Source organism: Tersicoccus phoenicis (assembly GCF_001968835.1).
Classification (GTDB): Bacteria; Actinomycetota; Actinomycetes; order Actinomycetales; family Micrococcaceae; genus Tersicoccus; species Tersicoccus phoenicis.
The window spans coordinates 1-14006 of the sequence record NZ_MRDE01000026.1 but is presented as its reverse complement, the minus strand read 5'-3'; the positions used below and the strand labels follow the sequence as shown (position 1 = coordinate 14006).

Genomic DNA, 14006 nt, shown 5'->3' with positions numbered 1-14006 from the left:
GCGTCAGGACGCGCCGTCGTCGCGGGCTCCGTCGGGATCCCGGCCCGGGTTCCGGCCCGGCAGCGCGGCGCCGTTCGAACCGGCACTGCCGTTCTTCCCGGCGGTCGCGTGCCCGCTGCCGGTCGGCCTGCCGTTCTTCCTGACGCTGCCGATCTGCCTGACCGGTGCGCCGGCGCCGGCGGTGGCGTCGGTGATCTCCTCGACGATCCGGCCGAACAGTTCCAGTTCGGCCGGGCTGTGCCGGGCGAACACCTCCATCAGCGCGTGATCGAGCGGCTCGAACAGCTCCTCCCCGACCTGCCGGCCGATGTCGTTGGCGTGCAGGGCGACCCGGCGGGCGTCGGTGCGCGCCGCGCCCCGATCCAGGTGGCCGGCCTCGCAGAGCCGGTCGACGAGCGCGGTCACGGAGGAGGAGGACAGGCCGAGCATGGTGCCGAGGCGTCCGGGGGTCATCTCCTCGCCGTCCCGTTCCGCGTCGACGACGGCAGCGACGGCGTGCATGTCCGTCCGGCGCATGCCCGCGCGGCGGCGCATCCGGGCCGCGTAGTACTCCAGCTCGGAGGTCATCCGCTCCAGCAGCAGGAGCAGCCCGTAGCCGGGGCGACGCGCCATGGGCCGCTGCCGGCGCGCGGGGCGCGCGGCATCGGCATCCCGGTCCTGCCGATCTGACGCGCGCACAGGGCCATGATAGAGACTCCGAAGCGATCCGGCCCTCCGCTAGCCTCGATCACGATGACCGATTCTCTCGAGACCCTGACCGCGCTCGACCTGCGGGACGCGCTGGCCGCGGGCCGGCTGAGCGCCCGGGAGGTCACCGCCCACCACCTGGCGGTGATCGAGGCGCGCAATCTGGCGCTCGGCGCCTTCGTCGCGGTGACCGGCGAGCAGGCCATGCGGGACGCCGCCGACCTGGACCAGCGGTTCGCCCGCACCGGCCCGGTGGGCCCGCTGCACGGGCTGCCGATGGGCATCAAGGACCTCACCGACGTCGCGGGCGTGCCGACCGGACATGGCTCCGCCGCGCTGCCCGACGTCGTCCCCACCGAAGATGCTCCCCTGGTGGCCACCCTGCGCCGTGCCGGCGTCGTCGTCGTCGGCAAGACCCAGGTCCCGGAGTTCGGGCTGAGCTGCCACAGCGAGAGCCGCACCCACCCGCCGGCCCGGTTACCGCAGGACCCGCGGCTCAGCCCCGGCGGGTCCTCCGGCGGCAGCGCGGCCGCGGTTGCCGCCGGGATGCTGCCCTTCGCGGTCGGTACCGACGGCGGCGGGTCCGTGCGGATTCCCGCCGCGGCGTGCGGGCTGGTGGGCCTGAAGCCGAACCGGGGGCGGATCGCGACCGGGTCGGGGCAGGCCGACCTCGGCCGGTTCGTCGTCGCCGGCCCGATCGCGCGGACGGCGGCCGACGCGGCCCTGCTGCTGGACGTCCTCGCCGGCGACGTCAACCACCGGGCGCTGACCGCGGCACCGGTGGCCGATCCGACCGATCTGACGGTGCCGGGCCCCCTGCGCATCGGGGTCACCACCGCCTCGCCGTTCGCGTCCGCGTACGACCTGCCGGTTGCGCCCGCCGCCCACGCCGCGCTGGACGCCGGGGTCACGGCCCTCGAACAGCACGGCCACCGGGTCGAGGAGATGGACCCGGGCTGGGATCCCCGTTACCCCGAGGCGTTCGCCACCGTCTGGACCACCGGCGTCGGGCTGGCGGACCTGGACCCGGACGCCGAGGCCCGGCTCACCCCGCTCGCCCGCGAGTTCCGGGCGCGGGCCCGCCGTCGGCCGGCCACCGACCTGGCGCGCGCCATCGACGTGCTGCAGCAGATCGAGTGGGACACGGTGGCCGCCTTCGCCCGGTACGACGTCGTGCTGACCCCGGCGCTGGCGGACACCCCGCGCCCCATCGGCTGGTACACCGGCGCGGACTGGGACGTCGACGCGGACACCGACTACCGCCGGCAGTGCCAGTACACACCCTGGACGTCGGCCCTGAACGTCGTCGGGCTGCCCGCCGTCACCGCCACGACCGGCTGGACGCGTCCCGACCCGGCCGGCGGACCGGAGGCCCAGGGTCTGCCCATGGGCGTGCAGTTGATCGGCCGGCCGAGCGGCGAACGCACCCTGCTCGCCCTGGCGCACCTGCTGCACCGGACCGTCCCGGGCGGAGTCCCACTGCCCTGAGTGCCGCCGGGGCGCGCCGCCTCAACCGTGGAAGGCCCGGTAGGCGTCCTCCGCCGCGGGGTGCAGAGGCACTCCCGCCGTGTTGATGAGGGTCTCGGGGCTGAGGAACTGCACGCCGAGGCTGGAGGCCGGCACCAGTTCGCTCGCCCGGGTCAGCAGGAGTTCGACGATGGAGCGGGCGACGTCCGCGCCCATGTCGGCCCGGCACAGCAGCACGTTGGCGACGCCGACGGTCCAGGTCGCGGGCATGCCGGGATAGGTTCCGGCCTGGATGAGGACACGGTCGTAGAACCCCTGGTATCGCGCCCGGAGCGGGGCGATGAGTGCGGACAGGTCGACGAGCCGCAGCTTCGTGTCCTTCGCCGCCGCGGTGATGGCCGCGGTCGGCAGGCCGCCGGACCAGAAGAGGCCCTCGACCCTTCCGTCCCGCAGGGCGGCGACCCCCTGGTTGAGTCCGAGGGGCAGCTCGGTGAGACCGGCTTGTCGGTCGGCGCCGGAGAGGCCCGCCGCCTCCAGGATGCGGCGCGCCGTGAGCGAGGTCCCCGACCGCTGTCCACCGACGCCGACGGTGCGTCCCGCCAGGTCGGCGACGGCACCGATCCCGCTGTCGGCCCGCACGAGGCAGTGGAGATAGTTCTCGTAGACCTTGCCGAGGGCCCTGATCGACGCCGATGACGGCGCGGCGCTCGCCGACCTGCCGGCCACGCTGTCGGCCGCGGAGTCCGCGAGCGCGATGCCGAGGGTCACCTCGCCGCGCACGAGCCGGTCGATGTTCTCGAGGCTGCCCTGAGTCTGCACGGCGGAGGCGGTGCGCGCGACTGCCCGGCGGGTCAGCGACGTGGCCAGGAGCGTGGCGAATTCGAGGTAGAAGCCGCCGGACTCACCGCCGGCGACGGTGATCGCGTCGGTGCGGGCGGCCGGGGTGCAGGCGGCAGCGCCCGGGAGGACGAACCCGGCCAGCCCGGTGGCCAGCCCCGCCCGCAGGACCTGTCGCCGGCTCGGGCCCGACACGTCCCGGGGTCCGGGGGCCGGCCCGGCCGCGCGGGCGTCGGCCCGGCCCGGTCGCGCGTCACGCATCGGGCCGAGCCCGTCCGTGCCGCCCCGCCTCGTCGTCCCCGTCCGGGGAGCCAGGGCCCGACGCAGGCACCTGGCGCGTCGCGCGGAACTCGACGCGGGCCACCAGCCCGTGGGGCTGGGCCGTTGCGAGCACCAGCCGGGCACCGTTCGCCTCCGCGAGCCGGGCCACGATGGCCAGGCCGAGTCCCGTGCCGGGGGTGGCGCTGTGCTGCGGCGAGCGCCAGAAGCGCGTCGTCGCCGCGGCGAGCTCCTGCTCGCTCAGACCCGGGCCGTCGTCCGTCACCACGAGGGCGACCACGCGATCCTGCTGAACCGCCTCCCCACCCGGCGCCGTCTCGCCACTCCGCCCCGCCTCGGCACGGACGCCGACGCGGATCGTCGCTCCGGGCGCGTACTTGACGGCATTCCCGATCAGCTCGTCAACCATGTCGGCCAGATCCGACCGGTTGCTCACCACCCTCAGCGACGGGGAGGGCGGAGGGGCGAGCTCGAGCCGGGCACCGGCGCTGACGGCGGCCGGTTCGGCCCGCTCGACCGCCTCCTGCAGGACCGGCCAGGGGTCGACGTGTTGGGCGCGCTCGCCGAGCACGAGGCCCGCCCCGGTCACCGCGCCTTCCTGCACCCGGTGTTCGGCCGCCGCCAGCCGGAGCACCCCGTCGAGCACTCCCTCGACGTGCTCCAGCTCCCGGGTCAGGCCCGCCGCCGCGGCGCGCTGGGCGGGGGCGTCGAGTTCGAGGGCGAGCAGGTCGGCCCGAAGGCGCAAAGCACCCACGGGGTTGCGGAGCTGGTGGGAGGCGTCGGCGATGAGCTGGCGCTGGGAGTCCATGCTCGCCGCGACGTGCTCGGCCATGGCCGAGAAGGCGCGGCTGAGCCGTTGGAGTTCCGGTGGGCCTTCCTCCCGCAGCCGGGTCGCCCGCCCGGACTCCTCGAACGCCGCGACCGCGTCCGTGAGCCGGTGGACCGGACGCAGGACCCACCCCGTGACCCGCGCGGCCCCCAGGAGCAGGAGCGTCCACCCCGCGACGGCCGCCAGCACGACCAGAAGCCAGCGCTCGCGCAGCTTCTGCCGCGCCGCGCCGAGGTCGACGTCGAGCGCCGCCTCGCCGAGGACCTGGCTCGCCGTCCCGAACGAGCGGGCGATCACCTCGGATCGGGGGCCGAACGGCTGCACCGGCGCGAGCGCGGTGTCGGCGAGGTTCAGGCGCGCGCGTCCGATCGAATCCCGCACGTCAGCACGGTCCGGGCTCAGGCCGCCGGAGGTGAGCGTCGCCTGCGGTGTGTGGACCACGATGCCCTCGCCGTAGAGCTGCGAGTAGCGGTTCATGTCCCGTTGGAGTTGGCTCGTGTCCCCGGTGCTCACCGCGTCGTCGGCCAGCTGCGCGAATCGATTGAGTGCCGCGACCCGGTTGATCTGCAGTTCCTGGGTCAGCTCACGGCTGACCGAGGTGAGGATCGAAGCGGCGACGGCGACGACGATGAGGACGGAGAACAGGCTCAGGATCCCGAGGACCCGCACCCTCACGGCGAGCCGTCCCGGTCGTGAGCGGCGCCCTCGACGCGGTATCCGACGCCCCGGACGTTGATCAGGAAACCGGGCAGCCTCAGCTTGGACCGCAGCCCCGTCAGGTGGACGTCGAGGGAGCGGGACGAGGCCACGAACGCGTCACCCCACAGGGCGTCGAGGATCTGTTCCCGGGTCACCACCGAGCCGGCGTTCCTGGCCAGGAGCACCAGGAGGTCGTACTCGGTGGCGGTGAGGCTCAGGACGCGGGACCCGACGGCGGCCACTCGCCGGTCGAGGTCGATGTCCACCTCGCCGATCCGGAGCCGGCGGGGCTCGGTCCCGCCGTCGGTGGTCCGTGCCACCCGCCTGGTCACCGCCTCGATGCGGGCCAGCAGCTCCACGAGCTTGACCGGTTTGACGAGGTAGTCGTCCGCACCGGACCGCAGGCCGAGGACCACACTGCGCTCGTCGTCTCGAGCCGTGAGGACGAGGATCGGAGCGTCGGTGACCCGGCGGAGCTTGCGGAGCACGTCCAACCCGTCCATGTCCGGCAGGCCCAGGTCGAGCAGGATCAGGTCGTGGTCCCGGTGCGTCAGCAGGGCATCCGCGCCCCTGCTCACGCGTGCCGGACCATGTCCTGCCGGCCGCACGGAGGCCATCAGCGCAGCCGCCATCGCGTCGTCGTCCTCGACGATCAACACCCGCATGCCCCGATCCACCCCACTGACTGCTCTGGCTGGCGCCGTCCGGTTCTGCCCGCGGTCCACGCCCGAGAGTACCGGCCGGCGCGCTCACTTAAGGAAGTGTTAGGAATGCCGCCGCCGGCTTGGGCTGTGTCCGTCGTCACCCCTAGCGTCGACGGCATGACCATCACCCAGCCCCGGACGGCCGTTGGCGCCGCAGTGACGCGGCGCGCCATCGCCAACACCCTCAAGGGCTCCGCAGGGAACCTGATCGAGTGGTACGACCTCTACGTGTATGCCGCCTTCTCGGCGTACTTCGCGACCTACTTCTTCAGCACCAAGGACCCGGTCCAGGCACAGATCGACGCGTACCTGACGTTCGCCCTGACGTTCCTGATGCGCCCGGTCGGCTCCTGGTTCTTCGGCCGCTACGCCGACCGCCGCGGCCGCCGAGCGGCGCTGACGCTCAGCGTGACCCTGATGGCGGCCGGCTCCCTGCTCGTCGCCGTGCTGCCCGGCGTCGCGCAGATCGGCGCCTGGTCCACCGTGCTCATGTACGCCTCGCGCCTGCTCCAGGGTTTCTCGGTGGGCGGCGAGTACGGCACCGCCGCCACGTACATGTCCGAGGTCGCCACCGCCAAGCGCCGCGGCTTCTTCTCCAGTTTCCAGTACGTCACCCTGGTCGGCGGGCAGGTCCTCGCCCTGCTGACCCTGATCATCCTCCAGAACGTGCTCGCCGAGGCGGAGCTGAAGGCGTGGGGCTGGCGCATCCCGTTCGCGATCGGCGCCGTCGCCGCGCTCGTGGTCCTGTGGCTGCGGCGCTCGATGGACGAGACCATCTCCCCGCAGCAGGTCGCCGCGGCGAAGACCCACGGCGCCCGGACCAGCGCCGCCGAGCCCGGCAGCCTGAAGCTGCTCTTCACCAAGCACTGGAAGCCGTTCGTCGTCGTCGTGTTCCTGACCATGGGCGGCACGTGCGCCTTCTACCTGTACACGACGTACATCCTCAACTTCATGAACAGCGTCTCGCAGATCCCCAAGACACAGACCTCGGTGATCAACTTCTGGGCATTGTTCGTGTACATGCTCCTGCACCCGCTGTTCGGGTTGCTCTCGGACAAGATCGGCCGTAAGGCCCAACTCATCGTGTTCGGGGTGCTCGGGGCCGTCTTCACGTGGCCGATCATGTCCACCCTCGCCGGCGTCCGGGACCCGTTCATCGCGTTCTGGCTCATGCTCGCGGGCCTGCTGATCGTGGTGAACTACACCTCGGTCAGCGCGATCGTCAAGGCGGAGCTCTTCCCGGCCTCGGTGCGGGCCCTCGGGGTGGGCCTGGGCTATGCGGTCGCGAACTCGCTGTTCGGCGGCACGGTGCCGTTCATCGGCTCGTGGCTCTCCAGCTCCGGGCACAAGGAGTGGCTCTTCACCTACGTGACCATCACGATCGTCATCTCCCTGGTGGTGTACATCGTCTTCCTGCCGAACAAGAAGCGCACCTACCTCGACGAGGAGTTCCCCGCCGGCGCGGCTCCGGAGTCGATCGACGACGGCGGGCGGGAACCGTCGCGGGTCGGCTGATCTCCAGCGGCTCGGATCGGTATGATCCGCGCCACGTTCGCCGGTGGGTGGACCCCTGTTGCACGTCGACCGGTGTCACGATAGAAGCATGAGTTCCCCCACCACCTCCTCCACGCCCGGGTCACCGGCACCCGCGGAGGGACCGACCTTCCTCGGCCAGCCCCGGATGCTGGCCAACCTGTTCAGCGTCGAACTGTGGGAGCGCTTCTCCTACTACGGCATGCAGGCCGTCGTCCTGCTGTACATGTACTTCTCCGTCACCGACGGCGGCCTGGGCGGTGACCAGACCGCCGCGGTCGGCATCATCGGCGCCTACGGCGGTGGGGTCTACCTCTCGACCATCCTCGGCGCCTGGGTGGCGGACCGGCTGCTCGGCTCGGAGCGGGTGCTGTTCGTCAGCGCCGTCATGATCATGCTCGGCCACATCAGCCTGGCCGTGCTGCCCGGCTGGGTGGGTGTGGCCGTGGGCCTGATCCTGGTGGCGATCGGCAGCGGTGGTCTGAAGGCCAACGCCACGTCGATCGTCGGCACGCTGTACGCGCCCGGCGACGAGCGGCGCGACGCCGGATTCTCCATCTTCTACATGGGCATCAACATCGGTGCCCTGTTCGGCCCGCTGCTGACCGGTCTGGTCCGGGACACGGTCGGGTTCCACTGGGCGTTCGGCCTGGCCGCCGTCGGCATGGCGTTCGGCCTGGTCCAGTACGGTCTGACCCGGAAGAACCTGCCCGCCGAGGCCGGCCACGTGCCCAACCCGCTGCCGCGGAACCGGTACGGCCTGGCCGGCGGCATCGCCGTCGTCGCCGTCGTGCTGATCGTGATCGCCGTGCTCACCGGCCTGATCAACCCGGACAACCTGGCGAATCTGGTGGTGGCCGCGACCATCATCGCCGCGATCGCCTACTTCGCCGTCATCCTCTCCAGCCGGCTCACCACCACCGAGCGGCGCCGGGTGTACGCGTTCATCCCGATCTTCCTGGCCAGCGCCGTGTTCTGGTCGCTGTACCAGCAGCAGTTCTCGATGCTGACCATCTACTCGGACGAGCGGATGAACCGGAACCTGTTCGGCTGGGAGATGCCGATCGAGTGGGTGCAGTCCATCAACCCGGTCTACATCATCGTGCTGTCGGGCGTTTTCGCGGCGATGTGGACCAGGCTGGGCACCCGGCAGCCCTCGACGCCGGCCAAGTTCACGGTGTCGCTGATCATCATGGGTCTCGCCTTCTGGGCGTTCCTCCCGTTCGTCGGTACCGGTCAGGGCGGCACCCCGCTGCTCGTGGTGGCCGGCATCCTGCTGCTGTTCACCATCGCGGAGCTGCTGCTCTCTCCGGTGGGTCTGTCCGTCACGACGAAACTCGCGCCGGAGCGGTTCCGCACCCAGATGGTCGCCCTGTTCTTCCTGTCGGTGGCACTGGGCACCTCGATGGCCGGCGTGCTCGCCGGGTACTACGACCCCGCGAACGAGGCGCCGTACTTCGGCATCATCGGCGGCGTGTGCGTCGTGGCGGGCATCCTGCTCGGCCTGGTCGTCAAGCCGATCCGGAAGCTGATGAGCGGCGTGCACTGACCCGCCGCGTTCGGTGCGCTCACGGGACGCGACGCCGGAGGGCGGCCGGAATAGCCCGGCCGCCCTCCGGCGTTCTCGCTCCACATGAGCGCCCACCCCAAACGCATCGGCTTCCTGTCCTTCGGCCACTGGCACCCGGCGGGCCCGCACACGCGGTCGGCGGCGGACGCGCTGACGCAGTCGATCGAGCTGGCGGTCGCCGCCGAGGAGCTGGGCATCGACGGCGCGTACTTCCGGGTGCACCACTTCGAACGCCAGCTGGCCGCCCCGTACCCGCTGCTGGCCGCGATCGGCGCCCGGACGTCACGGATCGAGATCGGCACCGGGGTCATCGACATGCGGTACGAGAACCCGCTCTACGCGGCCGAGGAGGCCGCCGCGGCGGACCTGATCTCGGGTGGCCGACTGCAGCTGGGCATCAGTCGCGGCACGCCGTCGCCGGCCCGGAACGGGTACGAGGCATTCGGGTACGTGCCGGCCGAGGGCGGCACCGACGCCGACCTCGCCCGCCGGCACACCGCCGTCTTCCGTGCCGCGATCGGCGGTTCCGGCGTCGCCCGCTCCGACCCGCGCACCACCGGTCGATCCGACGCCGTCGTCGGCCTCCAGCCGCTCTCCCCCGGCCTGCCGGACCGGATCTGGTGGGGCTCCGGTACCCGTGCGTCCGCCGTGTGGGCCGCCGGTGAGGGGATGAACCTGATGTCCTCGACGTTGCTGACCGAGGACACCGGTGTCCCGTTCGACGCGGCGCAGGCCGAGCAGATCGCCCAGTACCGCGCCGCCTGGGCCGAGGCCGGCTGGGACCGGCAGCCGCGCGTCTCGATCAGCCGCAGCGTCATCCCCCTGGTCACCGACGAGGACCGCACCCACTTCGGGGTCGGGGACGACGGCGACCAGGTCGGGTATGTGGACCATCAGACGCTCGCCCGGTTCGGGCGCAGCTACACCGGTGAGCCGGACGTGATCGCGCGGCAGCTCGCCGCCGACGCCGCCGTCCAGGCCGCGGACACCGTGCTGCTCACCGTGCCGAACCAGTTGGGTGTCGAATACAACACCCGGATGCTGGCCACCATCGCCGAGCACGTGGCCCCCGCCATCGGCTGGCGCCCCGCAGGGTCTGCCGTCAGCTCCTGAACCCGGCGCCCGCGTCTTCCCGCGCCCGCAACGTCGACGGCGACGTCGACGGCGACGGCGACCGCCCCTTCCGCGTTGACTATTGAATTTCGGGGCTCTCTGCGCTCATTGGAGCCCCGAAATCCGATAGTCAACGCAGACGGCGGGTAGCCAAGCGGCGTCTCGGCCGCGACTTCCCTGTTGACGGCGGCGCGGGCTCTGACATGCTTGGACGCATGGCGAATCGTGCGGGCACCGTGGCCCTTCCCAGCGACCTGATCGACGTGTCCGCGCTGCTGGACGCGTACTACGACCGCAAGCCCGACCTGTCCGATCCGGCCCAGCGGGTCGTGTTCGGCACGTCGGGGCACCGCGGGTCGAGCCTGAAGAACGCGTTCAACGAGGCGCACATCGCCGCGATCACGCAGGCGATCGTCGAGTACCGGGCCGGGCAGGGCATCACCGGTCCCCTGTTCCTGGCCAAGGACACCCACGCCCTGTCCGACCCCGCGCAGAGCACGGCGCTGGAGGTCCTGGCCGCGAACAACGTGACGACGCTGATCGACGCACGCGACGGGTACACGCCGACGCCGGCCCTCAGCCACTCGATCCTGACCTGGAACCGCAGTGGGCAACACGCGGAGACGGCCGACGGCATCGTCGTCACCCCGAGCCACAACCCGCCGGCCGACGGTGGCTTCAAGTACAACCCGCCCACCGGCGGCCCCGCCGACACGGACTCGACCGGGTGGATCGCCAACCGGGCGAACGAACTCCTCGGCGAGGACAACCACGGGGTGAAGCGGATCCCGATCGACCGGGCCCGCACGGCCGACTGCATCGGCACCCACGACTTCCTGGCCGGTTACGTCGACGACCTGCCGCAGGTCCTCGACCTGGACGCCATCCGCAACTCGGGCCTGCGGATCGGCGCGGATCCGCTGGGCGGCGCATCGGTGGACTACTGGGCCGCGATCGGCGAGCGGCACGGGCTGGACCTGACCGTCGTCAACCCCGTCGTCGACCCGCAGTGGGCGTTCATGACGCTGGACTGGGACGAGAAGATCCGGATGGACTGCTCCTCGCCCTACGCGATGGCCTCACTGATCGAGAAGGCGGGCGACTACGACATCGCGACCGGCAACGACGCCGACGCCGACCGGCACGGCATCGTCTGCGCGGGTCCCGACGGCACCCGCGCCCTGATGAACCCGAACCACTATCTCGCCGTCGCCATCGACTACCTGTTCCGGCACCGCGACGGGTGGCCGGTGACCTCGGCGATCGGCAAGACGCTGGTCTCCTCCTCGATCATCGACAAGGTCGCGGCCAGCACGGGGCGGTCGCTGCTCGAGGTTCCGGTGGGGTTCAAGTGGTTCGTCTCCGGGCTGCTCGACGGCGGCATCGCGTTCGGCGGGGAGGAATCGGCGGGCGCCTCGTTCCTGACCCGGAACGGGCAACCGTGGTCCACGGACAAGGACGGCATCCTGCTGTGCCTGCTCGCCTCGGAGATCACCGCCGTCAGCGGCAAGACCCCGGCGGTGCGCTACGCCGAACTGACCGCGGAGTTCGGGGATCCGGTGTACGCGCGGATCGATGCGGCGGCCGACCGGGAGCAGAAGGCCAAGCTCGGCAGATTGAGCCCCGAGCAGGTGACCGCCGACACCCTGGCCGGGGACCCGATCACTGCCAAATTGACCGAGGCGCCCGGCAACGGGGCCCCGATCGGTGGCCTGAAGGTGACGACCGAGCGAGCGTGGTTCGCGGCCCGGCCCTCGGGCACCGAGGATGTGTACAAGATCTACGCCGAGTCGTTCGTCGGCGCGGACCATCTGACCGAGGTGCAGGCCGAGGCGAAGAAGCTGGTCGACTCGGTCATCTCCTGACCGAAGCTCTCCTGACCGAGGCTCGTCGGGCCGAAGCTCGTCAGAGGGTCGTCGTCGCGTCCTCGAAGGAGTAGCGCGGCTTCGCCGGACCCCAGGCGCCGTCGCCGGCGTGACCGAGGTTGACGACGGCGAAGGACTTCTGTGACCCGTCGGCGAAGAAGTCGGCGTCCAGTCCGGCCGCGTCGAACCCGCTCATCGGGCCCGCGTCCAGGCCGATCGCCCGCACGGCCAGGATGAAGTAGCCGGCCTGCATGTTGGCGTTGTTGTTCGCGATCTGGTGGCTCAGCGCCTCGTTGGCCGCGAAGTTCTCCGCCATCGGCGCGGTGCGCTCGGCCATGCCGGGCATGAACTCGTCGAAGCGACGGTGCCAGTGGTTGTCGAAAGAGAGGACGGCGACCACGGGGGCGGCCGCCGTCTTCTCCTGGTTGCCGCGGCTCATGTGCGCGAGCAGCCGCTCGCGGGCGGCGCCCTTGCGCAGCCAGGTGATGCGGAGGGGCTGGCTGTTGAACGCCGTGGGCCCCATCCGGGTCAGATCCCAGATGGCGCGCAGCTGCTCGTCGGTGACGTCCTCGTCGGTGAAGCTGTTGGCGGTCCGTCCCGCGCGGAACAGCAGGTCGGCGGCGGCCTCGTCGAGCACGGTCTCGGCGATCTGTGCGGTCATGGTTGTCTCCCGGGAAGGCTGCGGTGTGTCGTCCACCGTCACAACGGGTTGCCGCCGGGTACCGATTCCCCCTCCGGCTGTTCGATCGGTCACAGGAGACAGTAGAGAACCTCGTGTCCGAGCCGGCCCGGCGGCCGACCGCGCGGGGGCGGCGGCCGGTCACCGCCACGGCGGATATCCTGTCCTGCAGCCTCCACACGCCCGCCCGGAAGGGGAACCATGCAACTGCCCGGATTCTCGTGGACCCTGCACGGTGACGGTCGGACCGTCACGCCGGGCGCCGTCGTCGGCCCGGACGAACGGCTCAGCTGGCCTCGGACCATCGGCATCGGCATGCAGCACGTCGTCGCCATGTTCGGTGCGACCTTCCTGGTCCCCCTGCTCACCGGGTTCCCGCCGGCCACCACGTTGTTCTTCTCGGGCATCGGCACGCTGCTGTTCCTCGTCATCACGGCGGGCCGGGTACCCAGCTACCTCGGCTCGAGCTTCGCGTTCATCGCCCCGATCGGTGCGGCGACCAGCCAGCACGGGATGGCCGGCGCGCTCGGCGGGGTGCTGCTGGCCGGCGTCGTCCTCTTCCTCGTGGGGCTGGTGGTTCAGTTGGCGGGCAGCCGCTGGCTGCAGGTGCTGATGCCGCCGGTGGTGACCGGCTCGATCGTCGCCCTGATCGGGTTGAACCTCGCTCCCAGTGCTCGCGCCAATCTGGAGAAGGGACCGGTGACGGCGGTCGTGACGCTGCTCGCGATCGTGCTGATCACCGTGCTGTTCCGCGGCATCCTCGGGCGTCTCGCCATCCTGATCGGCGTCGCCGTCGGGTACGTCCTCGCGGTGGTGCGCGGCGAGGTCGACTTCGCGGCCGTCGATCAGGCGCCGTGGGTCGGCCTGCCCCCGTTCACCGCACCGGAACTGCAGTTCTCCGTCGTCGGGCTGTTCGTCCCGGTCGTGCTGGTGCTGATCGCGGAGAACATCGGTCACGTGAAGTCGGTGGCGCTGATGACCGGCCGCAACCTCGACGACCTGACCGGCCGCGCCCTGATGTCCGACGGGCTGGCCACCGTTCTCGCCGGCTCCGGCGGTGGCTCGGGTACCACGACGTACGCGGAGAACATCGGCGTCATGGCCGCCACCAAGGTGTACTCGACGGCGGCCTACTGGGTCGCCGCGATCACCGCACTGCTGCTGAGCTTCTCGCCGAAGTTCGGGGCGGCGATCGCCACCGTGCCCCCGGGCGTGCTCGGCGGCGCCGCCATCCTCCTCTACGGCATGATCGGCATGCTCGGTGTGCGGATCTGGGTGCAGAACCGGGTCAACTTCGCCAACCCGATCAACCTGACGACGGCCGCCGTGTCCCTGATCATCGGGATCGCCGACGTCACCTGGCGCATCGGCGACCTAACCTTCGCCGGCATCGCGCTCGGCACCGCGGCCGCGCTCGTGCTCTTCCACGGCATGACGGCGATCAACCGGGCCACCCGGGCGGTGCAGGACCCCGAGCACCTCGAGGACGTCGGCGCGGAACCCAGCCGGCTGGGTTGAGGCCCCTGCTTTGCTGCTCGGTCGGCGCGGCCCCGTCCCGTGAGTCAGCGGGTCCCGCCCGAGAGCGGGGCTCTTTAAGCCTCGATCCACCGATCAGCTTCGTGACGGTGACCGCTCCGGGTGAGCTGGCTTCGTGGCCGTTTGGGCGTGTGGTGGCCGCCGGTCTGCCCGGCTTTTCCACTGGAGTTCCTTGCTCGTGTGGTCGATTGCTGGTGGTCAGGTGCCG

General features: G+C 71.5%; 11 protein-coding genes. 6 read left to right on the top strand and 5 right to left on the bottom strand.

Annotation, left to right across the window (positions count from 1 at the left end; all coding sequences use genetic code 11):
* Nucleotides 1-3: 3 nt before the first annotated feature.
* Nucleotides 4-678 (bottom strand): MarR family winged helix-turn-helix transcriptional regulator, encoded by a 675-nt coding sequence (locus tag BKD30_RS05850; protein ID WP_218189258.1) that lies wholly within the window; start codon nt 676-678, stop codon nt 4-6.
* 54 nt (nt 679-732) lie between these two features.
* On the opposite strand from BKD30_RS05850, the gene BKD30_RS05845 reads away from it, so the two are divergent.
* A complete protein-coding gene (locus BKD30_RS05845; RefSeq protein WP_076703118.1) occupies nt 733-2175 on the top strand; it encodes an amidase in 1443 nt (480 codons plus the stop codon).
* A 21-nt stretch (nt 2176-2196) separates the two neighbouring features.
* Here BKD30_RS05845 and BKD30_RS05840 read toward each other — a convergent pair whose 3' ends face one another.
* The 3 genes from BKD30_RS05840 to BKD30_RS05830 are packed head-to-tail and all read right to left on the bottom strand — an operon-like array spanning nt 2197 to nt 5463.
* On the bottom strand, nt 2197-3252 hold the full coding sequence (locus BKD30_RS05840) for a TAXI family TRAP transporter solute-binding subunit (protein ID WP_083956055.1): 1056 nt from the start codon (nt 3250-3252) through the stop codon (nt 2197-2199).
* Nucleotides 3245-4774, bottom strand: a complete 1530-nt coding sequence (locus BKD30_RS05835; protein ID WP_076703116.1) for a sensor histidine kinase — start codon at nt 4772-4774, stop codon at nt 3245-3247. Before BKD30_RS05835 ends, BKD30_RS05840 begins: the two co-directional genes overlap by 8 nt.
* Nucleotides 4771-5463: a response regulator transcription factor gene (locus tag BKD30_RS05830; protein ID WP_076703114.1), complete on the bottom strand. Its 693-nt coding sequence runs from the start codon at nt 5461-5463 to the stop codon at nt 4771-4773. Before BKD30_RS05830 ends, BKD30_RS05835 begins: the two co-directional genes overlap by 4 nt.
* A 156-nt stretch (nt 5464-5619) precedes the next feature.
* Here BKD30_RS05830 and BKD30_RS05825 point away from each other — a divergent pair, with 156 nt between their 5' ends.
* The 4 genes from BKD30_RS05825 to pgm all read left to right on the top strand — a co-directional run bounded on the left by BKD30_RS05825 (nt 5620) and on the right by pgm (nt 11583).
* Nucleotides 5620-7017, top strand: coding sequence for an MFS transporter (locus BKD30_RS05825; protein ID WP_076703234.1), 1398 nt, complete (start codon nt 5620-5622; stop codon nt 7015-7017).
* 88 nt (nt 7018-7105) lie between these two features.
* Complete coding sequence (locus BKD30_RS05820) at nt 7106-8584, top strand: peptide MFS transporter (RefSeq protein ID WP_076703112.1); 1479 nt, start codon at nt 7106-7108, stop codon at nt 8582-8584.
* 84 nt (nt 8585-8668) lie between these two features.
* Entirely contained in the window at nt 8669-9718 is a 1050-nt protein-coding gene (locus BKD30_RS05815; RefSeq protein ID WP_076703110.1) for an LLM class flavin-dependent oxidoreductase, read from the top strand.
* A gap of 215 nt (nt 9719-9933) precedes the next feature.
* On the top strand, nt 9934-11583 hold the full coding sequence (gene pgm, locus BKD30_RS05810; protein ID WP_173893028.1) for a phosphoglucomutase (alpha-D-glucose-1,6-bisphosphate-dependent): 1650 nt from the start codon (nt 9934-9936) through the stop codon (nt 11581-11583).
* A gap of 40 nt (nt 11584-11623) precedes the next feature.
* Here pgm and BKD30_RS05805 read toward each other — a convergent pair whose 3' ends face one another.
* Nucleotides 11624-12244, bottom strand: coding sequence for a malonic semialdehyde reductase (locus BKD30_RS05805; RefSeq protein ID WP_076703107.1), 621 nt, complete (start codon nt 12242-12244; stop codon nt 11624-11626).
* Nucleotides 12245-12463: 219 nt separating this feature from the next.
* On the opposite strand from BKD30_RS05805, the gene BKD30_RS05800 reads away from it, so the two are divergent.
* Nucleotides 12464-13780, top strand: coding sequence for a uracil-xanthine permease family protein (locus tag BKD30_RS05800; RefSeq protein WP_076703105.1), 1317 nt, complete (start codon nt 12464-12466; stop codon nt 13778-13780).
* Nucleotides 13781-14006 lie beyond the last annotated feature (226 nt).

Excerpts from the sequence above, each read along its gene's own strand:
- BKD30_RS05830 (WP_076703114.1), bottom strand. The coding sequence starts at position 5,463 with ATGCGGGTGTTGATCGTCGAGGACGACGACGCGATGGCGGCTGCGCTG.
- BKD30_RS05815 (WP_076703110.1), top strand. The coding sequence starts at position 8,669 with ATGAGCGCCCACCCCAAACGCATCGGCTTCCTGTCCTTCGGCCACTGG.
- pgm (WP_173893028.1), top strand. The coding sequence starts at position 9,934 with ATGGCGAATCGTGCGGGCACCGTGGCCCTTCCCAGCGACCTGATCGAC.
- BKD30_RS05845 (WP_076703118.1), top strand. The coding sequence starts at position 733 with ATGACCGATTCTCTCGAGACCCTGACCGCGCTCGACCTGCGGGACGCG.
- BKD30_RS05800 (WP_076703105.1), top strand. The coding sequence starts at position 12,464 with ATGCAACTGCCCGGATTCTCGTGGACCCTGCACGGTGACGGTCGGACC.
- BKD30_RS05825 (WP_076703234.1), top strand. The coding sequence starts at position 5,620 with ATGACCATCACCCAGCCCCGGACGGCCGTTGGCGCCGCAGTGACGCGG.
- BKD30_RS05820 (WP_076703112.1), top strand. The coding sequence starts at position 7,106 with ATGAGTTCCCCCACCACCTCCTCCACGCCCGGGTCACCGGCACCCGCG.
- BKD30_RS05840 (WP_083956055.1), bottom strand. The coding sequence starts at position 3,252 with ATGCGTGACGCGCGACCGGGCCGGGCCGACGCCCGCGCGGCCGGGCCG.
- BKD30_RS05805 (WP_076703107.1), bottom strand. The coding sequence starts at position 12,244 with ATGACCGCACAGATCGCCGAGACCGTGCTCGACGAGGCCGCCGCCGAC.